The sequence below is a fragment of the Novosphingobium sp. BL-A-28-Hi1-0D genome (genome assembly GCF_055521755.1).
Map to the genome: position 1 here is coordinate 1,456,491 of NZ_CM145502.1, position 20,344 is coordinate 1,476,834.

At 63.4% G+C, this 20,344-nt stretch carries 26 protein-coding genes and 1 pseudogene; 13 read left to right on the forward strand and 14 right to left on the reverse strand.

The annotated features are described in order from the left end of the window. The first annotated feature begins 190 nt into the window (after positions 1-190). Together ACZ1JW_RS07205 and ACZ1JW_RS07210 are read left to right on the forward strand one after the other, a co-directional pair. Positions 191-2,194 carry a ribonucleoside-diphosphate reductase subunit alpha gene (locus ACZ1JW_RS07205; RefSeq protein ID WP_465142478.1) on the forward strand — a complete coding sequence of 668 codons (2,004 nt, stop codon included), beginning with the start codon at positions 191-193 and terminating at the stop codon, positions 2,192-2,194. Positions 2,195-2,438: 244 nt separating this feature from the next. Beyond that, positions 2,439-2,816, forward strand: a complete 378-nt coding sequence (locus ACZ1JW_RS07210; protein WP_465142479.1) for a PepSY domain-containing protein — start codon at positions 2,439-2,441, stop codon at positions 2,814-2,816. Between the two features lie 290 nt (positions 2,817-3,106). On the opposite strand, the gene ACZ1JW_RS07215 is transcribed toward ACZ1JW_RS07210, so the two are convergent. Further along, a complete protein-coding gene (locus tag ACZ1JW_RS07215; RefSeq protein WP_465142744.1) occupies positions 3,107-3,331 on the reverse strand; it encodes a DUF2171 domain-containing protein in 225 nt (74 codons plus the stop codon). 360 nt (positions 3,332-3,691) lie between these two features. Here ACZ1JW_RS07215 and ACZ1JW_RS07220 point away from each other — a divergent pair, with 360 nt between their 5' ends. Further along, positions 3,692-4,747: a ribonucleotide-diphosphate reductase subunit beta gene (locus tag ACZ1JW_RS07220; RefSeq protein ID WP_465142480.1), complete on the forward strand. Its 1,056-nt coding sequence runs from the start codon at positions 3,692-3,694 to the stop codon at positions 4,745-4,747. 63 nt (positions 4,748-4,810) lie between these two features. Here ACZ1JW_RS07220 and ACZ1JW_RS07225 read toward each other — a convergent pair whose 3' ends face one another. Then, positions 4,811-5,278, reverse strand: a complete 468-nt coding sequence (locus tag ACZ1JW_RS07225; protein WP_465142481.1) for a helix-turn-helix domain-containing protein — start codon at positions 5,276-5,278, stop codon at positions 4,811-4,813. Positions 5,279-5,565: 287 nt separating this feature from the next. Between ACZ1JW_RS07225 and ACZ1JW_RS07230 the strand changes: the two genes are divergently transcribed. After that, positions 5,566-5,709, forward strand: a complete 144-nt coding sequence (locus ACZ1JW_RS07230) for a hypothetical protein (RefSeq protein ID WP_465142482.1) — start codon at positions 5,566-5,568, stop codon at positions 5,707-5,709. 53 nt (positions 5,710-5,762) lie between these two features. Continuing rightward, entirely contained in the window at positions 5,763-5,960 is a 198-nt protein-coding gene (locus ACZ1JW_RS07235; protein ID WP_465142483.1) for a KTSC domain-containing protein, read from the forward strand. A gap of 259 nt (positions 5,961-6,219) precedes the next feature. Here ACZ1JW_RS07235 and ACZ1JW_RS07240 read toward each other — a convergent pair whose 3' ends face one another. Beyond that, the gene (locus ACZ1JW_RS07240) at positions 6,220-6,585 is read right to left on the reverse strand and encodes an endonuclease domain-containing protein (RefSeq protein WP_465142484.1); all 366 of its coding nucleotides are present in this window, start codon (positions 6,583-6,585) and stop codon (positions 6,220-6,222) included. Positions 6,586-6,862: 277 nt separating this feature from the next. On the opposite strand from ACZ1JW_RS07240, the gene ACZ1JW_RS07245 reads away from it, so the two are divergent. The 3 genes from ACZ1JW_RS07245 to ACZ1JW_RS07255 all read left to right on the forward strand — a co-directional run bounded on the left by ACZ1JW_RS07245 (position 6,863) and on the right by ACZ1JW_RS07255 (position 7,678). Continuing rightward, positions 6,863-7,126 carry a hypothetical protein gene (locus ACZ1JW_RS07245; protein ID WP_465124188.1) on the forward strand — a complete coding sequence of 88 codons (264 nt, stop codon included), beginning with the start codon at positions 6,863-6,865 and terminating at the stop codon, positions 7,124-7,126. Continuing rightward, positions 7,074-7,424, forward strand: a complete 351-nt coding sequence (locus tag ACZ1JW_RS07250; RefSeq protein WP_465142485.1) for a DUF1294 domain-containing protein — start codon at positions 7,074-7,076, stop codon at positions 7,422-7,424. Before ACZ1JW_RS07245 ends, ACZ1JW_RS07250 begins: the two co-directional genes overlap by 53 nt. Before the next feature lie 62 nt (positions 7,425-7,486). Beyond that, the gene (locus tag ACZ1JW_RS07255; protein ID WP_465124186.1) at positions 7,487-7,678 is read left to right on the forward strand and encodes a hypothetical protein; all 192 of its coding nucleotides are present in this window, start codon (positions 7,487-7,489) and stop codon (positions 7,676-7,678) included. Between the two features lie 90 nt (positions 7,679-7,768). Here ACZ1JW_RS07255 and ACZ1JW_RS07260 read toward each other — a convergent pair whose 3' ends face one another. Next, positions 7,769-8,728, reverse strand: coding sequence for a PEP-CTERM sorting domain-containing protein (locus tag ACZ1JW_RS07260; protein ID WP_465142486.1), 960 nt, complete (start codon positions 8,726-8,728; stop codon positions 7,769-7,771). Between the two features lie 302 nt (positions 8,729-9,030). Here ACZ1JW_RS07260 and ACZ1JW_RS07265 point away from each other — a divergent pair, with 302 nt between their 5' ends. Next, positions 9,031-9,462, forward strand: a complete 432-nt coding sequence (locus ACZ1JW_RS07265) for a hypothetical protein (protein WP_465124184.1) — start codon at positions 9,031-9,033, stop codon at positions 9,460-9,462. Next, positions 9,446-9,601: pseudogene (locus ACZ1JW_RS07270) on the forward strand (helix-turn-helix transcriptional regulator); the annotation flags it as partial. The gene ACZ1JW_RS07265 and the pseudogene ACZ1JW_RS07270, both read left to right, overlap by 17 nt. Before the next feature lie 39 nt (positions 9,602-9,640). Here ACZ1JW_RS07270 and ruvB read toward each other — a convergent pair. The 6 genes from ruvB to ACZ1JW_RS07300 all read right to left on the reverse strand — a co-directional run bounded on the left by ruvB (position 9,641) and on the right by ACZ1JW_RS07300 (position 13,804). Then, positions 9,641-10,669, reverse strand: coding sequence for a Holliday junction branch migration DNA helicase RuvB (gene ruvB / locus ACZ1JW_RS07275; protein WP_465142487.1), 1,029 nt, complete (start codon positions 10,667-10,669; stop codon positions 9,641-9,643). 136 nt (positions 10,670-10,805) lie between these two features. After that, the gene (gene ruvA, locus ACZ1JW_RS07280) at positions 10,806-11,423 is read right to left on the reverse strand and encodes a Holliday junction branch migration protein RuvA (RefSeq protein ID WP_465124181.1); all 618 of its coding nucleotides are present in this window, start codon (positions 11,421-11,423) and stop codon (positions 10,806-10,808) included. A 221-nt stretch (positions 11,424-11,644) separates the two neighbouring features. Beyond that, positions 11,645-12,121, reverse strand: coding sequence for a crossover junction endodeoxyribonuclease RuvC (gene ruvC, locus ACZ1JW_RS07285; RefSeq protein WP_144904288.1), 477 nt, complete (start codon positions 12,119-12,121; stop codon positions 11,645-11,647). A gap of 1 nt (position 12,122) precedes the next feature. Continuing rightward, complete coding sequence (locus ACZ1JW_RS07290) at positions 12,123-12,473, reverse strand: DUF3147 family protein (protein WP_465142488.1); 351 nt, start codon at positions 12,471-12,473, stop codon at positions 12,123-12,125. Positions 12,474-12,476: 3 nt separating this feature from the next. After that, entirely contained in the window at positions 12,477-13,040 is a 564-nt protein-coding gene (locus tag ACZ1JW_RS07295) for a hypothetical protein (RefSeq protein WP_465142489.1), read from the reverse strand. After that, on the reverse strand, positions 13,040-13,804 hold the full coding sequence (locus ACZ1JW_RS07300) for a YebC/PmpR family DNA-binding transcriptional regulator (RefSeq protein WP_465124178.1): 765 nt from the start codon (positions 13,802-13,804) through the stop codon (positions 13,040-13,042). Before ACZ1JW_RS07300 ends, ACZ1JW_RS07295 begins: the two co-directional genes overlap by 1 nt. A 104-nt stretch (positions 13,805-13,908) precedes the next feature. Here ACZ1JW_RS07300 and ACZ1JW_RS07305 point away from each other — a divergent pair, with 104 nt between their 5' ends. Beyond that, positions 13,909-14,598 (forward strand): CPBP family intramembrane glutamate endopeptidase, encoded by a 690-nt coding sequence (locus ACZ1JW_RS07305; RefSeq protein WP_465142490.1) that lies wholly within the window; start codon positions 13,909-13,911, stop codon positions 14,596-14,598. 3 nt (positions 14,599-14,601) lie between these two features. Here ACZ1JW_RS07305 and ACZ1JW_RS07310 read toward each other — a convergent pair whose 3' ends face one another. The 4 genes from ACZ1JW_RS07310 to ACZ1JW_RS07325 form a co-directional block, all read right to left on the reverse strand. Next, entirely contained in the window at positions 14,602-15,297 is a 696-nt protein-coding gene (locus ACZ1JW_RS07310; protein WP_465142491.1) for a hypothetical protein, read from the reverse strand. Between the two features lie 3 nt (positions 15,298-15,300). Next, a complete protein-coding gene (locus ACZ1JW_RS07315) occupies positions 15,301-15,618 on the reverse strand; it encodes a YbjQ family protein (RefSeq protein WP_465124175.1) in 318 nt (105 codons plus the stop codon). 73 nt (positions 15,619-15,691) lie between these two features. Further along, positions 15,692-15,928 carry a DUF2312 domain-containing protein gene (locus tag ACZ1JW_RS07320; RefSeq protein ID WP_298282411.1) on the reverse strand — a complete coding sequence of 79 codons (237 nt, stop codon included), beginning with the start codon at positions 15,926-15,928 and terminating at the stop codon, positions 15,692-15,694. Positions 15,929-16,024: 96 nt separating this feature from the next. After that, a complete protein-coding gene (locus ACZ1JW_RS07325) occupies positions 16,025-16,333 on the reverse strand; it encodes a DUF1244 domain-containing protein (RefSeq protein WP_465142492.1) in 309 nt (102 codons plus the stop codon). 74 nt (positions 16,334-16,407) lie between these two features. Between ACZ1JW_RS07325 and pyk the strand changes: the two genes are divergently transcribed. Both pyk and ACZ1JW_RS07335 read left to right on the forward strand, forming a co-directional pair. Next, the gene (gene pyk / locus ACZ1JW_RS07330) at positions 16,408-17,859 is read left to right on the forward strand and encodes a pyruvate kinase (RefSeq protein WP_465142493.1); all 1,452 of its coding nucleotides are present in this window, start codon (positions 16,408-16,410) and stop codon (positions 17,857-17,859) included. A gap of 114 nt (positions 17,860-17,973) precedes the next feature. Beyond that, positions 17,974-20,331, forward strand: coding sequence for a TonB-dependent receptor (locus tag ACZ1JW_RS07335; protein WP_465142494.1), 2,358 nt, complete (start codon positions 17,974-17,976; stop codon positions 20,329-20,331). The last annotated feature ends 13 nt before the right edge of the window (positions 20,332-20,344 follow it).

Consider the following 20,344-nt stretch of genomic DNA (forward strand, 5'->3'; position numbering starts at 1 on the left):
GCGCATTGGCAACGCTTTGCCTGCGCTCAGGGCATCAAGGCCGTGATCAGGCGTTTTCGGGGCAGAGCGTTGCGGGACATTGTCGTTCCACTTTCGTTCCGTCTCCTGTAGGATCGGGATATCGCCCGATTCGAGTGTGGATTTAGGCCCGGCCCTCATGGTTGTCGGGCCTGCGAACGGGGGTTGCGACGTGGATTTCAGGACTGGAGACGGCTCCGTGGTTGCGCAGGACGAACTGGCGCTTGCAGGCGCCCCGGCATCTGCCGGTGAGGCGAAGGCAGTGGACATGAACAGCAAGGACGCGGGCAGCGAGGCTCTCGTGGCAGGCATGGCGGCAAGCGTTGCGGCAGCGGCCGTCGCGGCTGCGCCGGTCAGCGATTCCAAGAAGGTCAATCCGCGCCGTTTCACCATCGTCACCGACGATTCCCGCGATGCGCTCCTCACCGATTTCGGCAAGGACACGCTGGACGACCGCTATCTCCTGCCGGGCGAGAAGTATCAGGACCTGTTCGCCCGCGTGGCCGATGCCTATGCCGATGATCAGGACCACGCCCAGCGTCTTTACGACTACATCTCGAAGCTGTGGTTCATGCCGGCAACGCCGGTCCTGTCGAACGGCGGCACCGGGCGTGGTCTGCCGATCTCGTGCTACCTGAACTCGGTGGATGACAGCCTCGAAGGCATCGTCGCCACCTGGAACGAGAACGTCTGGCTCGCCTCGCGCGGCGGCGGCATCGGCACCTATTGGGGCAAGGTCCGTGGCATCGGCGAGAGCGTCGGCCTCAACGGCAAGACCAGCGGCATCATTCCTTTCGTGCGCGTGATGGATTCGCTCACGCTGGCGATCAGCCAGGGCTCGCTGCGCCGTGGTTCGGCTGCCTGCTATCTTGACGTCAGCCACCCGGAAATCGAGGAGTTCCTCGAAATCCGCAAGCCTTCGGGCGACTTCAACCGCAAGGCGCTCAACCTCCACCACGGCGTGCTGCTGACCGACGAGTTCATGGAAGCCGTGCGCGATGGTTCGGAATTCCACCTGCGCAGCCCCAAGGACGGCTCCGTCCGCGCCACGGTCGATGCGCGCTCGCTGTTCCAGAAGCTGGTCGAAACCCGCCTTGCCACGGGTGAGCCCTACATCGTGTTCAACGACACGGTGAACCGCATGATGCCCAAGCATCACCGCGATCTGGGCCTCAAGGTCTCGACCTCGAACCTCTGCTCTGAAATCACCCTGCCGACGGGCCGCGACCACCTCGGCAACGATCGCACTGCGGTGTGCTGCCTGTCCTCGCTCAATCTCGAAACCTGGGACGAGTGGAACGCGGACAAGCGCTTCATCGAGGACGTGCTGCGCTTCCTCGACAACGTGCTGCAGGACTACATCGACCGCGCGCCCGACGAGATGGCCCGCGCCAAGTATTCGGCCATGCGCGAGCGTTCGGTCGGCATGGGCGTGATGGGCTTCCACTCCTTCCTCCAGCTCAAGGGCATCGCCTTTGAAAGCGCGATGGCCAAGGCGTGGAACCTCAAGATGTTCAAGCACATCGCCGCCAAGGCCGACGAGGCTTCGCTGGTGCTGGCGCAGGAGCGCGGACCGTGCCCCGATGCGGCCGACATGGGCGTGATGCAGCGCTTCAGCTGCAAGATGGCGATTGCCCCTACCGCATCGATCTCGATCATCTGCGGCGGCACGTCTGCCTGCATCGAGCCGATTCCGGCCAACATCTACACGCACAAGACCCTCTCGGGCTCGTTCGTGGTCAAGAACCCCTATCTGCAGAAGCTGCTGGCCGGAAAGAGCAAGGATTCCACCAATGTGTGGAACTCGATCCTCGAACACGGCGGCTCGATCCAGCACCTCGATTTCCTCTCGCCAGAGGAAAAGGCCGTCTACAAGACCAGCTTCGAGATCGATCAGCGCTGGCTGCTCGAATTCGCGGCAGACCGCACGCCCTATATCGACCAGGCCCAGTCGCTGAACCTCTACATCCCGGCCGACGTCGACAAGTGGGACCTGATGATGCTGCACTTCCAGGCATGGGAGAAGGGCATCAAGTCGCTCTACTACCTCCGCTCGAAGTCGGTCCAGCGCGCAGGCTTTGCCGGCGGCGTCGAGGCGGACAACACCGCCGAAGCGCCCAAGATCGAGCTGTCAGCCGGCGAGACCGACTACGAGGAATGCCTGGCCTGCCAGTAATGGCAGTCCAGTGACCTTGGACGCCTGAGAGCGCTCATGCCACGTCCGGCAGCCAAAGCACGTCCCGAGACGTCCAGGCGGCTGCCGGAAAGCAGCGCCTTGTTACATCCCGCGACACTTTGCGGCTGGCGCAGACTTGCGACAATCCGCGACAAGACTTGTGCTTGCACGATCCCAGGCAGGCCCGCTAAGGCGGTTTTGTCTAATCTTGCGATCAATTCGCATTATCAAAGGGGTCCGTTACATGCGCAAGTGGCACCGCTGGATCACGGTGTTTTTCGGGGTCTTCATGATCTGGATGGCCTTCACGGGCGTCGCCAGCCACGTGACCGCGCTCTGGCCAGCAGGCGAACAGGCCGGGCCACCGCCGGTTCCGCAGGGCTTCGTCTGCCCCGAAACCATGATGTGCCGCCCCAAGGCACCTCCGGGCGGTATGAAGTCGCTGGTCGGCTGGTTCCACCATCTGCACTCGGGCGAGGAATTCGGCCCTGTCGGAACGGCGATCTCGCTGATGACCGGTCTGGCGCTGATGTTCTTCAGCATCTCGGGCCTGTGGATGTACTTCTCCATGTGGAAGAACCGCAAGGACCGCAGCCTCAAGCCCGGCTGGTTCTGGAAGTAAAAGCTGACAGGCTTGCCCACCCCGCTGCGACCAGGTTCGCCTGCGGCTCGCCAAGTCTCGCGGCCCTCCCGCTTGCGGGAGGGCTGAATACGGCGCTCGCCTCTCCCCTCCCGCAAGCGGGAGGGGGCGGGGGTGGGCATGCGCGAAAGCGCATCCGCCAGATCAGGAAAAACGCCCCGCTTTTCAGCGAGGCGCTCTCCGGCCGCAATGTGCGACCTGGTCCCGAAGGGGGCGGGACGTTCTTGCAGTCCGCAGCCGGACGGCGAGAGCCCCTCGCTGCCTTGCCGGACTTATTCTTCCTCGAGCATGCCCCAGGCAACGTCGCCGTTGGCCGAAAGGCGCACCTTGTCGCCCTCAACTTCTGCGATCAGGCCGCTGGAGAGGTAATGGTGGTGGCCCGAATGGGTTCCGCCTTCGTGCCCGGCGTCGTTGTCACGCTTGGTCAGCTTGATGCGGTTGCCATCCATGTGGTCGACGGTGCCGACATGGGTGCCGTCCGCGCCGATCACTTCCATGTGCTCCTGAATCTGCGAGGACCAGTCGCGGCTGCCCGCATCAGCACCGGTCACGTTGCGCGAGTCGTTCGGTTCATATTCGCCCATGGCAATTCTCCTGCGAATTCATTGGCTTTGAGCGGGCAAGGCCTCTCGCCCGCCGCTTTCAATCCAACCGTCCGCAGCCCCACCCGTTCCGGCCTGCAGCGCCCCTTCGCGCCAGTGCGATGGCCCGCATCGCCAGCCCGAGCGTTCCTGTCCCAAAGGACACGATTCTTAGGCGTGGAAAACGCCGCCACTATCCCCGGCAGAGGCCCCCCGCGCGCTTTCGCCAGACCCTGACAGACCCTACATTGACAGAATCAGCACAGGACACCGCCCATGCCCCTTCTTGAAGCCCGCAACACCTACAAGCCCTTCGAATATCCCTGGGCCTACGAGTTCTGGAAGCGCCAGCAGCAGATCCACTGGATGCCGGAAGAAGTGCCGCTGGGCGAGGATTGCCGCGATTGGGCGCAGAAGATCTCGGATCATGAGCGCAACCTGCTGACGCAGATCTTCCGCTTCTTCACCCAGGCCGACGTGGAAGTGCAGAACTGCTACCACGAACAGTACGGCCGCGTGTTCAAGCCGACCGAGGTCAAGATGATGCTCGCCGCCTTCTCCAACATGGAGACGGTGCACATCGCCGCCTATTCGCACCTGCTTGACACCATCGGCATGCCCGAAAGCGAATACGGCATGTTCCTCGAATACGAGGAACTGAAGGCCAAGCACGATTACCTGCAGACCTTCGGCGTCGACAACGACGAGGACATCGCCCGCACGCTCGCCATGTTCGGCGGCTTTACCGAAGGGCTCCAGCTCTTTGCCTCGTTCGCCATGCTGATGAACTTCCCGCGCTTCAACAAGATGAAGGGCATGGGCCAGATCGTCTCGTGGTCGGTCCGCGATGAATCGCTCCACTGCGAAGGCATCACCCGCCTGTTCCACGCCTTCGTGAAAGAGCGCGGCTGCCTGACCAAGGCGGTGAAGGAAGACATCATCGATTGCTGCCAGAAGACGGTGCGCCTCGAAGACGCCTTCATCGATCTCGCCTTCGAACAAGGCCCGGTCCCGGGCATGAGCGCCAAGGAAATCAAGCGCTACATCCGCTACATCGCCGACTGGCGCCTCAGCCAGCTCGGCCTGCCCGCGATCTACATGATCGAAGACCACCCCCTCCCCTGGCTTGCCCCGCTGCTCAACGGCGTCGAACACGCCAACTTCTTCGAAACCCGCGCCACGGAATACTCGAAGGCGGCAACAAAGGGCGACTGGAACACGGTGTGGTCAAGCTTCGATAAGCGGCGGAGTGCTAAGTCGGCCGCGAATGTGGAAGCGCCGGTTGAGGTGGATGTCGATATGTTCGGCGCTGCCGGGATTGCGGCGGAGTGATTTAGGCGGAGTTGAAGAAGTAAGAAGGGATTAATGCGAGGGGCATAGCCCCTCGCGCTCCTTTTAATTTTTCAGATCCTTCAAGGTCAGGGAGCGATTCCCAGAAAAAGCCACAATTTCCTTGAACGTATTGATTGATCTGGTGCCCACCAAAAAAATGCCGGACTCGCCTTTGCTCACATATTCCGCTATTTTTTGTCTATCGTAGCGAGAAACGAAGATTTTTAGATCAAGCTCCTCAAATATATAAGTAAGCACCTCAAAATCGGAGTCCTCTGAAATTTCGAACCTGAAACCAGATTTTATGATTGCCTCTTCAAAGCCTCTAAGAACCGGATCAGCCTCAGTCGAACGCTCCTGTTTAACCCTTGGGAGCACTGCTTGGGCCGCTGCCGCGCTTCTCCGCGTAATTGGCTTTATTCCTCGCTCCATTAGTCCAAAATAGACTCGCGATACTCCAATCTGATTGGCCATTTCAGCTTGGGAAAGACCGAGCGAAATCCGAAGTCTCTTTAAGTCGATGTGATCCATAGTCGGAGCATTATCCTAAAAGATAACCTAGTTATCTCATTGGTGTAAAAATCCCAACAGAAACGCTCCGGCCCTGTGTATAAGTCTGTGGAAACTGTGGAAACGTCGTGCTCCGCGCTTGTGCCTGCACATGTCAATCGGCACTATGCACAAACGAAAAGAGGCCGCTTCCAATGGAAGCGACCTCCGATCGTATCACCGCGTCGGGAGACGCGAGGTACGCCCTAGACAAGCTATATCTCGCAACTCCCGGCGCATTGGTCAACCCTGTGCGAAAGGAGTCAGGTATGTCTCAGGATGTATCCTACATCTACCGCCAGTGCATCACGCTGCGCAATGGACAGCGGATCTGCAAGCCCAAGGGGCAAGCATTCCGCATTCCGATCAGCAAGAAGCCTGTGTCGGTAGATCGCCCCGAGAACGATAACTGAGCTATAAGGGGGGTGGTCAAACGATCACCCTCCGTCTCAGCGGAGGCAAAATCATGGAATATATCCGCTCGTCCGCCATCTGGGCGGCAAGCCATAATCCAGCCACCCTGACGTTGACGGTCTGGTTCACTCACGGAGGTCATCCCTACGATTACTTCGGGGTGCCAACGTCGGTTTATCAGGGCTTACTTAAGGCCAGTTCTGCTGGGCGTTATTTTAACCAGCATATCCGGGATCAGTACGCAGCATGATCTGGCCTCAGATGGACTGAGTTAAATGCGTGGCTTCTGGCGCTGGTTCGCCTGACGGCGAATGCCCACCCCCGGCCCCTCCCGCTTGCGGGAAGGGGGAAGAAGGGGGCTTGTTTGTGCGGGTGGCGGGGCGCTCTTTCGGACAGGCGGCTGACCATCGTTGCCGCACCAACCTCACCCCATCGCGCAACCTCTTGCCCCCCTCCCCCCTTCGACAGGCTCAGGATGAGCGGGAGGGGTTGGGGGTGGGCATCCGGCGTCAGCCGGACCGGTCCCGACGGCGCGCTTCGATGGCGAGACGGATCGCGGTGGCCACGCCTTCCACATTGTCGCGCACATCGGCGTTGGTGAAGCGCAGGACCTTGTAGCCAGCCTCGCCCATGAACCGGTCCCGCGCCGCATCGTGGGCAAGGCGCAGGTCGTGGCTGTGACCGTCCAGTTCGACCACGATCATCAGTTCCCGGCACAGGAAATCGGCGAAGTACGGCCCCACCGGCATCTGGCGGCTGAACTTCGCGCCCAGCGCTCCGCCTGAAAGATAGCGCCAGAGCAGCCGCTCCATCGGCGTCGCCTCGCGCCGCAGGCTGCGGGCGCGGTCGGTGTTGCGGGGTTTGAATTCTCGCATCTTCGGCAGGGTGGCGCGGGCGGGCTTGGCGGCAACGGGAGATGGTGCGGGAATGGAGGATTCGTGTTCGCCTGTTCGGCGAATGCCCACCCCCGGCCCCTCCCGCCTGCGGGAGGGGGGAAGAAAAGGGCTCCATCGTTCCAAGCTGCACCCGTTGCCTTCTGGCCCCCCTCCCGCAAGCGGGAGGGGTTGGGGGTGGGCATCCGGCGACAGCCGGACCGTTCAAGCGCAACGCCAGAACCTTGCACCAACCCCACCGCTCCCTTAACGCCGCCAAATGGAACTAGACGACCAGCTCCGCCGCTATTTCGGCACCGATGATCTTGCCGCCACCACGCCCGCCGTGCTCGAAGCCGGGATCGAGCGGATGCTGGTGGATTTCGGGCTGGAGAAGGACCGCGCGCGCAGGTTCGGGTTGTGGACCTTGCTGCACATGCTGGGCAGCGCCCCAGATCTTGACGTGGCGTTCAAGGAAGCGGCGGATCGCGATGCGGCGCGCGATTTCATGGATATGGTCGATCGTGCCGCAAGCGCTGGCTGATCTGCCGCTGCCGACGATGGCGGGTGCCTGGCTCGCGCTGGTCAACCTCCACACCTTCACCGCGTTCTGGTTCGACAAGCGCGCCGCACTGCGTGGCACCTGGCGCACGCCCGAATCCAGCCTGCTGATGGGCGCCTTCCTGGGCGGCACGCCGGGTGCATTCCTTGCCCGACGCCTGTTCCGGCACAAGACGCGCAAGCAGCCCTTTGTCGGCCAGCTTTGGACGATCGCTTTTCTCCAGATCGTGGGGCTGGGCGGCGCGCTCGGCTGGTATGCGGGCGGGATGCTCCAACAGTGACGCAATCGCCGTTTGACGAGGCCTGCCATCGCGCGCAATCTTCCGGACGGAGGGATCAGTTTATGCCGGCGCTGTTCTGGGGTTTCGTGGCAATCGTTGTTCTCGTGCTGGGGCTGGCGCTGCTCGCGCTCAAGCCACAGGGACCGGCGCGCGAAAGCCGTCGCGAATCCGGTGACAGTGCGGGCGGAATGTGGTGGGCCACCGATGCCGGCAGCGGCGATTGCGGCGATGGCGGCGATGGCGGCTGCGACTAGCACTCCCCTCGCTTTGCCACGCAAAAAAGGGCGGCTTCCCCCCGGATGCCGCCCCTCCCGTCACCCGCCGTAGCGGGGAGAGAACTTCGCTCAGGCCGAAGCCTGCTTCCCGTAACGGCGACGCGCGACCAGAGCCGCTGCGGCCGCGCCGAACAGGATAACCATCGAGGGCTCGGGCACTTCGGTGCCGCTGCTGGTCGACGACGTGGTCGTGCCGCCGTTCGAGCTGGTGGTCGCGCCGCTCGACGTCGAGGTGGAGGACGAGGTCGAAGATGAGGTTGACGAAGAGGTCGAGCTGCTGGTGCTGCTCGATGTCGAGGATGACGTCGACGAGCTCGAGGCAACGTTGCCCGAGGACGTGGACGACGAGGTCGACGAACTCGTGCTGACGTTGCCTGAAGAGGTGCTGACGTTCCCGCTTGAGGTCGAGACGTTGCCCGAGCTGGTGCTGACCGAGCCGCTCGAGGTGCTGACGTTGCCCGAGGAAGTCGAGGTCGAGGTGGAAACGCCGCCGGTCGAAGTGGAGACGCCACCGGTGGTGGTCGAGCTGGTGATGCCACCCGAACTGGTCGAGGTCGAGCCGCCCGAGGTCGACGAGGACGTCGAACCACCCGAGGTGGAGGAGGAGCCGGTGCTGGTGGAGGACACGACGACGCTGCCGCCACCGCCGCTGCTGCCACCGAAGAACCCGCCGAAGAAACCGCCGCCGAACCCGCCGATGCCGCCGCCGCCGATCACCACCGGCACGCCGCCACCGGTCGATCCAGTGGGCTGCGGGGGCATGGGCGGCATGTAGGGCACGGGCACCATCGCCATCTGCGGTGCGGGTTCGCAGGTCTTGGTCGTGGTCGTCGTCACCACGCGGCGCGCACGGTGAACGACGCGCTTGGCCGGGCGCTGGGCAATGCGCTTGGCAGGCTTGGTCGTCTTGACCTTGACCGGCTTCACGTGGTGGATCTCGCCCTTGGAAGGGGCTTCCGACACGTGCACCGCACCGCCGCCGAGCATCGCGCCGCCTGCGGCCGCCGCTGCCAGTTTTGCCAATGCCATCCGAACCGACATGATCGTTGCTTTCGTTCTCGTTCCAGGCGGAGGGCTATCAGACGCAGGTTAATGCTCTGCTGACCCTTCCTTACCTGTCGAAGAACGCAGATGGGCAACGCAGGAGCAATGGCGTTAACCGTCTTCCAAGCCTTGAATCTGCCCGAAAACGGGACCGCAGCCGAGCTGCGGTTAACTCTGTGCCAGAATGGGACCGAACCGGGCGGTGGGATGAAGGCTGGAGTTGACGGTAAGTAACCTTTGGGTTTCATGTAACCTTGAAGTTACATATCATCAGGGAGTGCCAAGCGATGTCCGATTCTGCCGAAGCCGCCGATCGCCTCAGCGCGCGGCGCGTACGCGTGATGACGGCGGTGATGATCATCTTCGCCGCCCAGTCCGCGCGCCCCCCTGTCGACATGCCGCAGCGCACCGTCGAATACGTCGGCCATTTCGCCTGGCTCGCGCTGGCGCTGGTCATGCTGCTGATCCTGCGCACTGGCGGCATGTGGCTGCGCGACCCGGTGGCGCGGCGTCTTTCGAACGATGAAGTTACGCGCGCGAACCGGGCCGAGGCGATGGAATGGGGTTTTTCCGCAGCCATGGCGACCGCGATTGTCGGAGCAGTTGTCGCCTCGCTCACCGCAATGCCTTCGGTCTTTGCCTTGCGCATGGTCATTCTCGCAGGAATGTTCGTCGCAACCATGCGCTTCGTCCGGCTGGAGCGTGACGCGCTTGCCTGAGAGACTCACCAATAACCTCAAGGCAACTCGCGAAGGCAAGGGCTGGACTCAGGGGCAACTCGCCGAGGCAATCGGGGTGTCACGCAAGACCATCAACACGGTCGAGAACGAGGTGTTCATCCCCTCCACGGTCATCGCGCTGAAGCTCGCGGCAGCTCTCGGCAAACCGGTCGAGGAGCTATTCCGGCTGGTCGAAGAGTGTGGGCGTGGACCCGGTTGGCGGGGTGAGGCCAAGGTGCTGCCACCCCCGATCATTCAGGCACCGCCCGCGCGCGGTGCGGGCGATCATGCCGAGCTGGATCAGATAGGGCTCGATCACTTCCTCGATCGTGTCGCGCGGTTCTGACAGACCCGCGGCCAGCGTTTCCACGCCGACCGGGCCGCCCTTGTAGATATCGGCGATCATCGTGAGGTAGCGGCGGTCCTGCAGGTCGAGCCCGATCTTGTCGACCTCGAGCCGGGTCAGCGCGTTGTCGGCAATTGCTTGCGTGATCTTCTCCGCCCCCGCCACTTGCGCGAAATCGCGCACCCGGCGCAGCAGGCGTCCGGCGACGCGGGGGGTGCCGCGTGAGCGGCGGGCGATTTCGGTGGCGCCGCCCTTGTCGATGCCGATCCCCATGAGGCTGGCCCCGCGCGCGACGACGCGTTCGAGTTCCTCGACCGAGTAGAACTGCAGGCGCACCGGGATGCCGAAACGGTCGCGCAGCGGGGTCTGCAGCAGGCCCTGCCGCGTGGTCGCGCCGATCAGGGTGAAGGGCGGAAGATCGATCCGCACCGACCGCGCCGAGGGGCCCTCGCCAATGATCAGATCAAGCGCGCGGTCCTCCATAGCCGGATAGAGCACTTCCTCTACCACGGGATTGAGGCGGTGGATCTCGTCGATGAACAGGACATCGCCATGCTCGAGATTGGTCAGCAGCGCGGCAAGATCGCCCGCCTTGGCGATGACCGGACCGGAAGTGGCGCGGAAATTGACGCCGAGTTCGCGCGCGATGATCTGGGCGAGCGTGGTCTTGCCAAGGCCCGGCGGGCCGAAGAATAGCACATGATCCATCGCCTCGCGCCGCATCTTGGCGCTTTCGATGAACACCTGCAGGTTGTCCTTGGCCGCCGCCTGCCCGACGAACTCGGCCAGCGTCTTGGGCCGCAGCGCGGCATCCTGATCCTCGATCTGCGAAGCGGGGGAGAGGAGGGGGTTATCGGTCATCTGTCCTGGCAATTCTGTGCGGCGTAATCCCAGGACCCGCCGGCATCGAGGCAACTGTCGATGGCAACCTCAGCACTTCCAAAATGCCAAATAAGCGCCAAGCCGCCCGCAAGCGAGCCGAGTAGCAACATGCGTTTCACCCCGCCGCCCTCTTCAGCGCCACCCTCACCAGATCGTTCAGCCCCGCATCCTCGCCCAGTTCCTTCACCGCAGCGGCCACGGCAGAGCTTGCCACCGCAGGTTTGAAGCCAAGGTTCTGCAATGCCGAAACCGCATCCGCGCTGGCGTTGCCGGGAGGCGGGGAGAATACTTCACCGTTGCCCATGCCGACTGGAGAGGCGTAGCCTGCGAGGCCGCCGGCCTTGTCCTTCAGCTCGTTGACGATGCGGCTGGCGAGCTTTGGGCCGACGCCGTTGGCGCGGGCGACCATGGCGCTGTCTCCGTGGGCGCAGGCGCGTTGGAGTTCTTCGATCGAGAGGGCCGAAAGAATGGCCAGCGCCACCTTGCTGCCGACGCCCTGCACCGCCGTCAGCAGGCGGAACCAGGCGCGTTCCCCGGCGCTGGTGAAGCCGATCAGGCGCTGGTCGGTCTCGCTCACCTGCATTTCGGTGTGGACGACCACCTTGTCGCCCCGGATGCCGAGGTGGGTCAGCGTCTTGGCAGAGCACTGCACGAGATAGCCGACGCCGTTCACGTCGATCACGGCCCAATCGGGCCCGGTGTCATCGAGAATGCCTGTCAGCTTGGCGATCATGGTTTGTTCCTATGGCAGGGAACTCGGGAACGGGCAAGCGGGCGAATGGCCGCGAGCTTTCCATAGACTATGTCGTCCCGGCGAAGGCCGGGACCCATTGCTTCTCGGGTGTGCGAAAGTCGTGGGTTTCGGGCATGCAGTGAGGTCATGGGCCCCGGCCTTCGCCGGGGTGACGGGGGATGCGGGATGACGCGGGAAAGGAGGCGGGCGTCAGCTTGGGGTCAGCGATGGCTGCCGAGCATGTTGCCGTGGGTGATCGCCACGGCGAGGGCATCGGCGGCGTCTTCGCCTGCAAGGTGCACGCCCGGGAGCAGGATCTTGAGCATGTGCTGGACCTGCTGCTTTTCCGCGCCGCCCGTGCCGACCAGCGCCTTCTTGATGACCTTGGTGGGGTATTCGGCCACCGGGATGCCCGAGCGCGCCACGGCGACCATGGCGACGCCACGCGCCTGCCCAAGCTTCAGCGTCGACTGCGGATTGACGTTGACGAAGATCTCTTCGACCGCGCCGCTATCGGGCTTGTAGATATCGATCACGGCGGCAAGCGCGGAATCGAGTTCGACAAGGCGCTCTGCCATGGTCGCCTTGTTGTCGGTGCGGATCTGGCCGTTGGCGACGTGGCTGAGGCGACTGCCTGACTTGGCGATGACGCCCCAACCGGTCACAGTGAGGCCGGGGTCAATCCCGAGGATGATCATGTCAGAGCTTCAGTCCGAAACGCGGGGCCAGTTGCATCATCGCAAGGTAAAGCAGCACCGTCAGCAAGCAGCCTGCGACAAGCGCTATCCAGAAGGACACGCCATGGCGCAGCAGTACGGGGATCAGCAGGAACATCGGCAGGCTCGGCAGCACGTACCAGAAGGTCGCCTCGGCATGGATCGCCATGTTCTCGGCATCGGGGCGGGCGTTCCACAGGAACACCATCCCGAGCACCGAGACGAGGGGCAGCGATGCGACAAGGGCCCCGACGGTGGGGAGCTTGCGCCCGATCTCGGAGATCAGCGCGATCAGGAGTCCTGAAAGCACGGCCTTGATGGCTAATGGCATCATCGCTCAGTAGATCATCTCGAAGGGGCCGCCGGGCACTTCCGCGCCCTCCCAAGCCTCGGGGGCTGACCGGTTGAGGGCGAGCCATGCGTCCGTGCTGAAGCCCGTGCGCGACGGGCAGGAAAGGCTGGCAATCGTGGCGGGTTCGGCGTCTCCCTGAAGCACTTCGATGCCGGAAGACCTGCGACCGGGGTTTTCGTTCAGCGAACCGGTTTCATCGACATGGACGACGTAATGCGTCTTGCCGTTGGTGATGCGGATGTAGTCCTGGTTCAGGCCGCCCTGACTGCGATTGCCGCCGGTGTGGATGTTGCTCCAGTCCGGCGTGCTGCTGACTTCGATCTCTGGCTTGCCCGGCCTGCCGTAGCGATAGCGGAGCGCGTTGCGGCCAAGGCAGACGCTGCCGAGTTTTGCCCCGAACCGGCAGGAGTAAACCACCCGTTCGGCGCCAGCGCAGAGACTGGCGGGCGGTGCGAGGCCAGGGCGTGCAGGCTCCGCCACCGACCCGTGGGTTGCGAGCAGCACGGCAAGTGCGGCGGCAAAGCGCAAGGCTGCCGCCGCCTTGTACATCAGCCCAGCTTTTCCATCACTTCGTCGGGGATCTCGTAGTTGCCCCAGACGGTCTGCACGTCGTCGTCATCGTCAAGCACGTCGATCAGCTTGAGCAGCGTGGCGGCGTCGTCTGCCGAGACTTCGGTCTTCAGGTTCGGGCGCCAGGCGAGCTTGACGCCTTCGGCTTCGCCGAGGGTCTTTTCGAGTTCGCGGGCGACTTCGTGGAGGTTCTCGATCGCGACCCAAATCTGGTGGCTGCCGGGGTTCTCGTCCCCGTCGCCAGCATCGGATTCGACGTCGTCTGCTCCGGCTTCGATGGCGGCTTCGAGGACCTTTTCCTCGTCACCGACCTTGCCGGGGTATTCGATCAGGCCGAGGCGTTCGAAGCCGTGGCTCACCGCGCCAGAGGCGCCGAGGTTGCCGCCGTTCTTGGCAAAGGCAGTGCGCACGTTGGTCGCGGTGCGGTTGCGGTTGTCGGTCAGCGCCTCGACGATGATCGCCACGCCGCCCGGGCCGTAGCCTTCGTAGCGCACTTCCTCGTAGTTATCGCCTTCGCCCTTCGACGCCTTGTCGATGGCGCGGGCGATGTTGTCCTTCGGCATTGACTGCGCCTTGGCCGCGTTGACGGCGGCGCGCAGGCGCGGGTTCATGTCCGGATCGGGCAGGCCCATCTTGGCAGCCACGGTGATCTCGCGGCTGAGCTTGGAAAACTGTGCAGAGCGCTTTTTGTCCTGCGCGCCCTTGCGGTGCATGATGTTCTTGAATTTGGAATGGCCTGCCATGGTCCGTCTTCTTGCGGGTCTGAGTCTGATGTGCCCCTAGCCGAGACAGGGCATTCCGGCAATCGGTGTGGCGCGGTCAGGATTTTGCGGGCATCAATGGCCCCATGATCCGTGACCTCCTTGCCGAACTCCTTGCCTTTCTACGCCGACCCGCACCGATGCAGGCATCGGGATTGCAAGCCGATGGCGCGATCTCTCGCTGGCTGGTGCTGACGGTATTCCAGATACTGTTGCTCGGCTTCGTCGTCATGCCGATCATGCTCGCGTGGCAGAAAGCCTTCGCCCTGCCCTCGCCCGACGCCTTCGAAGGGCTGGGACCGCTGGCGCTATGGGGCGGGGCGGTCCTGCTCGGGCCGATGCTGGAGGAGTTGTTCTTTCGCGGCTGGATGAGCGGGACACGGCGTGCACTCTGGCTCATGGCCGTGGTCGTGGCGGGGCTGGCCCTGTTTGTCGCACTGGGCCGGGGCAAGCCTCTGGTCGGCGGGGGCATCCTGCTGGCGACAGTCGTCGTGGCAGCGATCGTCTGGTGGCGATTGCGGAAGCGAACGGACGTACCGGCCGGGTTCGTGCGGGCGTTCCCGGCACTGTTCTATCTTACGACAGCCGTCTTCGCCGCGATGCACCTGTTCAACTATCCCTCGATCAGCCTGCTGGCGGTGCCGATGGTCCTGCCGCAGTTCTGGTCGGGCGTGATGTTCGGGCACATGCGCGTGCGGATCGGCCTTGCCGGATCGATCCTCAACCACATCGCCTCTAATGCGATCATGCTGACCGCGGCATTGCTCGGGGGCTGATACTTAGAGGAATGCGTGTCCGGGCGGGCTGGCACCGGTCATGGCGCGGCTGACCGAGCAGGCGATCAGCAATTGCATGGTCGTCACCGCAGCGGTGACGGTGAAGGAGGGTAGCAAGGGAACGAGCCCCATCGAGACGTCGGCCTTCGGTGTGATGGTCTGCAATACGGTGCCCAGCGCAATTATGATCAGCGCCGCCAAGACCACATACGTCGCCCGTAGCGCCTCGCTGATGCCGGTGATCCCGTCGCCATCAAGGCGGGCGAACATCAGGACGTAGGCCGGCATGATCACGGCATCTCCCGCGAATCCGACCATTTCGGGCCAGGGCGGCCCGATAGCCGCGCGACGCAACGTCGTGCCAAGGACAATGACGAAGGCAATCTCAGCGAAAATCCCGAGCAGCAATGTCCCTCCGGCCGCGCCCCATTGCGGCTCTTGCCTGAGCCCGTCGCTGCCGGTCAGCGACGAGATCAGGACGATCGCGCCAGCAAGGAACACAAGGTGGACTGCCATCCCCGCCAGAAACGGGAACACCGCTTCAAACTGACCCCCGCCCAGACCCGGCATGAAGGCGAGGCTCGTGCGGACTCGCGCGATCATGCCGATGACCAGAAGGAACAGCGCGACCCAGACTGCTGGATGCCGCCACATTCCAAGGCCGCCGCGTAGCGCGCCGACCACGTTGCGCAGGAACATCGCTCAGAGCACCACGGCGGTTCCGCTGACGCTGACCATCAGCATCGAGCCGCGGGCACCGATGGTTTCATAGTCGAAGTCGACCCCGATCACGGCGTTTGCGCCGAGCGCATGTGCCTTGGCTTCGAGTTCCTGCAGCGCCTGTTCACGGCCGCGCGACAGGACTTCCTCGTACTTGCCGGAGCGGCCTCCGAAGATGTCGGTGATCGATGCGAATATGTCGCGCACGATGTTCGCGCCGAGGATGACTTCGCCGGTCACAACGCCGAGATAGCGCTGGACGGGCCGACCTTCGATCAGGCTGGTGGTGGATACGAGCATGCTGGCCTCCCTGTTGCATGAGCGAGGCTAGCAGCTTGTCGGCAGTCGTCCAGTTAACCTTCGGCCGCAGGCATCAGTCGATGCCGAGAGCGTTCTTGTAGGTTTCAAGCACGGCTTCCATCTCGCGACGGTCGTCAGGCTTCATCTTACGCAGGCGGACGATCTGGCGCATGATCTTGGCGTCGTAGCCGGTGGACTTGGCTTCGCTGTAGACGTCCTTGATGTCGTCGCCGATGCCCTTCTTTTCCTCTTCGAGGCGTTCGATGCGCTCGATCAGGAGGCGCAGGCGGTCATCGGCGGTTTCGGCCATCGGGAAAGTCTCCGGGTAGGATTGCGTGAATCGGTTGGCCGCGCTGATAGCGGCGGCGCGGGATTCGGGCAAAGACGGGGCTGTGGATAGTTGCGGTCAGTGACCGGGGGCGTTCTTCTTGACGCTCTCAGCCATGCGCGCGAGCTGCTCGGGCGTCGCTTCCGTCTGGTAGCGGGCCTTCCATTCGGCAGCTGGCAGGCCGTGGATCACTTCGCGTGCGGCGGCCTTGTCGCCTTCGAAGCCGCCTTCGATGATCCAGTCGGCAAGGCAGTTGCGGCAGAATCCCGAAAGCCCCATCAGGTCGATGTTCTGGGCATCGTGGCGATGCTGGAGGTGCTTCACGAGGCGGCGGAAGGCGGCAGCCGCTACGGAATCGGGCAGCGCATCGATTGCATTCGTATCCACTGTAAACATCCTTGGGTTTTGAAATGGCATGGGCCATAGCGCATCGCGCAAGTTTCATAAGGAGTACCTAAGCCGTGGCCAAGCTCGATCCTCGCGAACGCAAGGTAAAGATTCTCGCCACGGTCGGCCCCGCCAGCCGCGAGCCGGAAATGCTCGAAAAGCTCTTCCGCGCAGGCGCCGATGCCTTCCGCGTGAACATGAGCCATGGCGAGCATGCGATCCACGCCGAGACGATCGCGAACATTCGCGCGCTCGAAAAGAAGATGAACCGCCCGATCACGATCCTGTGCGACCTTCAGGGACCGAAGCTGCGTGTCGGCCAGTTCAAGGAAGGCCGCGCGGTGATCCGCCACTCGGGCCACTTCACGCTCGACCGCAATCCCGAGCCGGGCGACGAAACCCGCGTCTGCCTGCCGCATCCCGAACTGTTCGGGGTGCTGCAGAAGGGCCAGCGCCTGCTGATCGACGACGGCAAGCTGCGCCTGCGCGTGATCCGGGCGGACATGAACGAGATCCTGTGCTCGGCTGAAGTCGGCGGTGTGATCTCGGATCGCAAGGGCGTGAACGTGCCCGATGCCGTGGTGCCGGTGCCGGCGCTGACCGAGAAGGACCGGCGCGACCTGTCGTTCGCGGTAGAGCAAGGCGCGGACTGGATCGCGCTGTCGTTCGTGCAGCGCCCCGAGGACGTCGCCGAGGCGCGCCGCCTGATGGGCGGATATGGCTCGCTCATGGCCAAGATCGAGAAGCCTGCGGCGATTTCGCGGCTGGAAGAGATCATCGAACTTTCGGACGGCATCATGGTCGCGCGCGGCGATCTGGGCGTCGAACTGAACCCCGAGGAAGTGCCGCCGCTGCAGAAGCGCATCGTCGAAAGCGCGCGTCGCCAGGGCAAGCCGGTCGTCGTTGCCACCCAGATGCTCGAATCGATGATCGAGGCGCCGACGCCGACGCGCGCCGAAGTGTCCGACGTCGCCAACGCGGTCTACGATGGCGCCGATGCGGTCATGCTTTCGGCCGAAACCGCTGCCGGTGCCTGGCCGGAAGAGGCGGTGACGATCATGCATCGCATCGCCGCGCAAGTCGAAGCCGATCCCGGATATGGCGCGCGCGTCCACTTCATCGAGACCCTGCCCGACCCGACGACCGCCGATGCTCTCGCACAAGCCGCTGCGAGCATCGCCAACACCCTGCCGATCGCCGGCATCATCGTGTTCACCGGCTCGGGCTCCACCGCCCGCCGCGTGGCGCGCGAACGTCCCGGCGTGCCGATGCTGGTGCTCACCCCTTCGCAGAAGACCGCGCGCAAGGTCGGTCTGCTGTGGGGCGCCCATGCCGTCAGCACCAAGGACATCGGCAGCTTCGAGGAAATGATCGGCAAGGGCAAGCGCATGGCCCTGCGCCATGGCTTCGGCAAGGCAGGCTCGCGACTGGTCGCGCTGGCAGGTGTTCCGTTCGGAACGCCGGGGGCCACGAACCTGCTCCACGTGGTCACGTTGACCGGCAACGAGCTGGATCAGCACAACTGACAACTGTGTAAATTCGGTACCCGGCATGTAAGATTTAATTGCTCACTTGAAAACAGGTTGAATGCTGGTGAGCAGCAGGCATTTACGGCTCCACAACATAATCGGGAGCTGTGAATGCCAATCACTTCAAAGAGGGCCGTCCGTGCAATCTCCGGCGGCCTCAGTGCGCTCGCGCTCGTCGCCTCGGGCGCGGGGGTTTCTCTTGCGCAGGAAGCTACGGAAGGGCAGGAGCAGTCGGCTATCGATGCGCTCAACGCAGACATCATCGTCACGGCCACCAAGAAGATGGACGTCGAGAACGTCCAGGCGGTGCCGATGGCGATCACGGCCTTCAATGCCCAGACCCTGCAAACGCTGCAGGTTCGCGACCTGCAGACCCTGACCTTCAGCGCGCCGAACGTTTCGCTTGATCAGATCGGCACGTCGCGCGGTACGGCCAACTTCTCGATCCGCGGCCTCGGCGTGAACAGCTCGATCCCCTCGATCGATCCCACCGTTGGCGTCTTTGTCGATGGCGTCTACATCGGGGTGAACAGCGGTCTGGTGTTCGACGTGTTCGATCTCGGCTCGGTCGAAGTTGCCCGCGGGCCGCAGGGCATTCTCTATGGCCGCAACACCACTGGCGGCGCGGTGCTGGTCAATACGGGTGATCCGACCTCGGATTTCCGCGGCAATTTCCGGGTTTTCTACGAAGGACCGGTCGATTCCGGCAGGGGGTCGGGCAACTTTGCCGCGCAGGCAGTGGTTTCGGGTCCGCTGATCAAGGACAAGCTCAACTTCAAGATCGCCGGATACGTCAACAACGACCAAGGCTATTTCCGCAACCAGTTCGATGGCAGCAACTTCGGCAAGGCCAATACCGAGATCGTGCGCGGTGCGCTGGAATTCCTGCCGACCGAAGCCATCCGGATGGTCGCAAAGGTCGAATACTTCACCAGCGACGGCGATGGCCCTGCCGCGCAGAACCGTGCCCGGTTCAAGCGCGATACCTTCGACTTCTCGGTCGACAACCGCGGATTCTATCGCAATGAGGCATGGTTCGCCACGCACAAGACCGAGATCGACATCGGCGACGGCCAGCTGACCAACATCTTCGGCTTCCGCGATTTCAAGTCTTCCACAAGCGGAGACATCGACGCCTTGCCAGTGTTCCGTTTCCATTCGGAATCAGCCTTCAACCAGCGGCAGTATTCGAACGAGCTGCGCTACAACGTGCGCCTGGGTGATCTTGATCTGACCACGGGCGGCTTCTGGTTCCAGCAGAATCTCGGCTATGATGAAGTGCGCCGGTTCCCTTCCTTCATCAGCCCGCTGGGCCCGAGCATCGGTGGCGGCAGGCAGGACCACGACGTGCTCGGACTCTTCGCAGCCGGTGACTACGACGTGACCGAGAAACTGACTCTGACCGCCGGCCTGCGCTGGTCGCGCGAAACAAAGGATGTGGCAGTCACCTATATCCGCCCGCGGGCGAATTGTTCGGTCATTGCGGGCACCTGTGCCACGTCCGGGCGCAACACCGCGATTCCCGGCGCGCTGCCGGCCGAAAACAACGGCTTCACGGACAAGCGCACCTGGGAGAACTGGGGACCGAAACTGGGCTTCCAGTACAAGTTCAACGGCGATGCGCAGGTCTATGGCAGCTGGTCGCGGGCGTTCCGTTCCGGCGGCTACAACTTCCGCATCACCAACGCGCGCGCGTTCGAACTGCTGGCCGGCGTGGGTGGACCCAACCCCAACTACGCCTTCGACGAGGAGCAGGTCGACAGCTACGAAATCGGCGTGAAGTACCGCACGCCCGACCGCAAGCTGACGGTCAACCTTGCCGCCTTCCGCACCGAGGTGGGCAACATGCAGCGCGAAGTGAACGAGGGCTCGGCAGCGGGCGTGGCGCAGTCGATCTTCAACACCGCCGATGCCCGGATCGACGGTATCGAGGGTGAGGGGCGTTTTGCCGTGAACAAGCATCTGCTGCTCACGGCCAACTTCGGCTACATCGACGGACGCTACACCAAGGTGCTTTTCGATCTTTCGAGCGACGGTGCCGTCAATGCCGCCGACCGTGCGCTGGCTCTGCCGCGCTTGCCGAAGTGGACCTATGGTGCGGGCGCGGTGCTCGATTTCCCCACCGGCGAGGATTCCAGCATTCTGGCGCGCGCCAACTGGCAGTTCCGCGATCGCTTTGCCTATACCGACAACAACTTCGGCTGGATCGCGTCTGCCAACAACCTCGACGCCTCGATCAGCTACAATACCGGCGGGCTCACTTTCACGCTCTATGGCCGCAACCTGCTCGATCAGGTGCAGCATGGTGGTGATACGCAGATCGGTAGTGGCGCTGCGCAGATCCCGGTGTTCGGCGGACCTCTGTCGACCGGAGTGAACCGCCCGTTCGCCGAGAATCCCGCCGTCGGCACGTTCTCGCCACTCACGCGCGGCCGCGTCCTCGGTGTGGAACTGAACGCCAACTTCTGATGAGGAGGACGCT

Coding starts and splice junctions, on each gene's coding strand:
- ACZ1JW_RS07210 (WP_465142479.1), top strand. CDS start 2,439: ATGCGCAAGTGGCACCGCTGGATCACGGTGTTTTTCGGGGTCTTCATG.
- ACZ1JW_RS07215 (WP_465142744.1), bottom strand. CDS start 3,331: ATGGAAGTGATCGGCGCGGACGGCACCCATGTCGGCACCGTCGACCAC.
- ACZ1JW_RS07220 (WP_465142480.1), top strand. CDS start 3,692: ATGCCCCTTCTTGAAGCCCGCAACACCTACAAGCCCTTCGAATATCCC.
- ACZ1JW_RS07225 (WP_465142481.1), bottom strand. CDS start 5,278: ATGGATCACATCGACTTAAAGAGACTTCGGATTTCGCTCGGTCTTTCC.
- ACZ1JW_RS07230 (WP_465142482.1), top strand. CDS start 5,566: ATGTCTCAGGATGTATCCTACATCTACCGCCAGTGCATCACGCTGCGC.
- ACZ1JW_RS07235 (WP_465142483.1), top strand. CDS start 5,763: ATGGAATATATCCGCTCGTCCGCCATCTGGGCGGCAAGCCATAATCCA.
- ACZ1JW_RS07240 (WP_465142484.1), bottom strand. CDS start 6,585: ATGCGAGAATTCAAACCCCGCAACACCGACCGCGCCCGCAGCCTGCGG.
- ACZ1JW_RS07245 (WP_465124188.1), top strand. CDS start 6,863: ATGGAACTAGACGACCAGCTCCGCCGCTATTTCGGCACCGATGATCTT.
- ACZ1JW_RS07250 (WP_465142485.1), top strand. CDS start 7,074: ATGCGGCGCGCGATTTCATGGATATGGTCGATCGTGCCGCAAGCGCTG.
- ACZ1JW_RS07255 (WP_465124186.1), top strand. CDS start 7,487: ATGCCGGCGCTGTTCTGGGGTTTCGTGGCAATCGTTGTTCTCGTGCTG.
- ACZ1JW_RS07260 (WP_465142486.1), bottom strand. CDS start 8,728: ATGGCATTGGCAAAACTGGCAGCGGCGGCCGCAGGCGGCGCGATGCTC.
- ACZ1JW_RS07265 (WP_465124184.1), top strand. CDS start 9,031: ATGTCCGATTCTGCCGAAGCCGCCGATCGCCTCAGCGCGCGGCGCGTA.
- ruvB (WP_465142487.1), bottom strand. CDS start 10,669: ATGACCGATAACCCCCTCCTCTCCCCCGCTTCGCAGATCGAGGATCAG.
- ruvA (WP_465124181.1), bottom strand. CDS start 11,423: ATGATCGCCAAGCTGACAGGCATTCTCGATGACACCGGGCCCGATTGG.
- ruvC (WP_144904288.1), bottom strand. CDS start 12,121: ATGATCATCCTCGGGATTGACCCCGGCCTCACTGTGACCGGTTGGGGC.
- ACZ1JW_RS07290 (WP_465142488.1), bottom strand. CDS start 12,473: ATGATGCCATTAGCCATCAAGGCCGTGCTTTCAGGACTCCTGATCGCG.
- ACZ1JW_RS07295 (WP_465142489.1), bottom strand. CDS start 13,040: ATGTACAAGGCGGCGGCAGCCTTGCGCTTTGCCGCCGCACTTGCCGTG.
- ACZ1JW_RS07300 (WP_465124178.1), bottom strand. CDS start 13,804: ATGGCAGGCCATTCCAAATTCAAGAACATCATGCACCGCAAGGGCGCG.
- ACZ1JW_RS07305 (WP_465142490.1), top strand. CDS start 13,909: ATGATCCGTGACCTCCTTGCCGAACTCCTTGCCTTTCTACGCCGACCC.
- ACZ1JW_RS07310 (WP_465142491.1), bottom strand. CDS start 15,297: ATGTTCCTGCGCAACGTGGTCGGCGCGCTACGCGGCGGCCTTGGAATG.
- ACZ1JW_RS07315 (WP_465124175.1), bottom strand. CDS start 15,618: ATGCTCGTATCCACCACCAGCCTGATCGAAGGTCGGCCCGTCCAGCGC.
- ACZ1JW_RS07320 (WP_298282411.1), bottom strand. CDS start 15,928: ATGGCCGAAACCGCCGATGACCGCCTGCGCCTCCTGATCGAGCGCATC.
- ACZ1JW_RS07335 (WP_465142494.1), top strand. CDS start 17,974: ATGCCAATCACTTCAAAGAGGGCCGTCCGTGCAATCTCCGGCGGCCTC.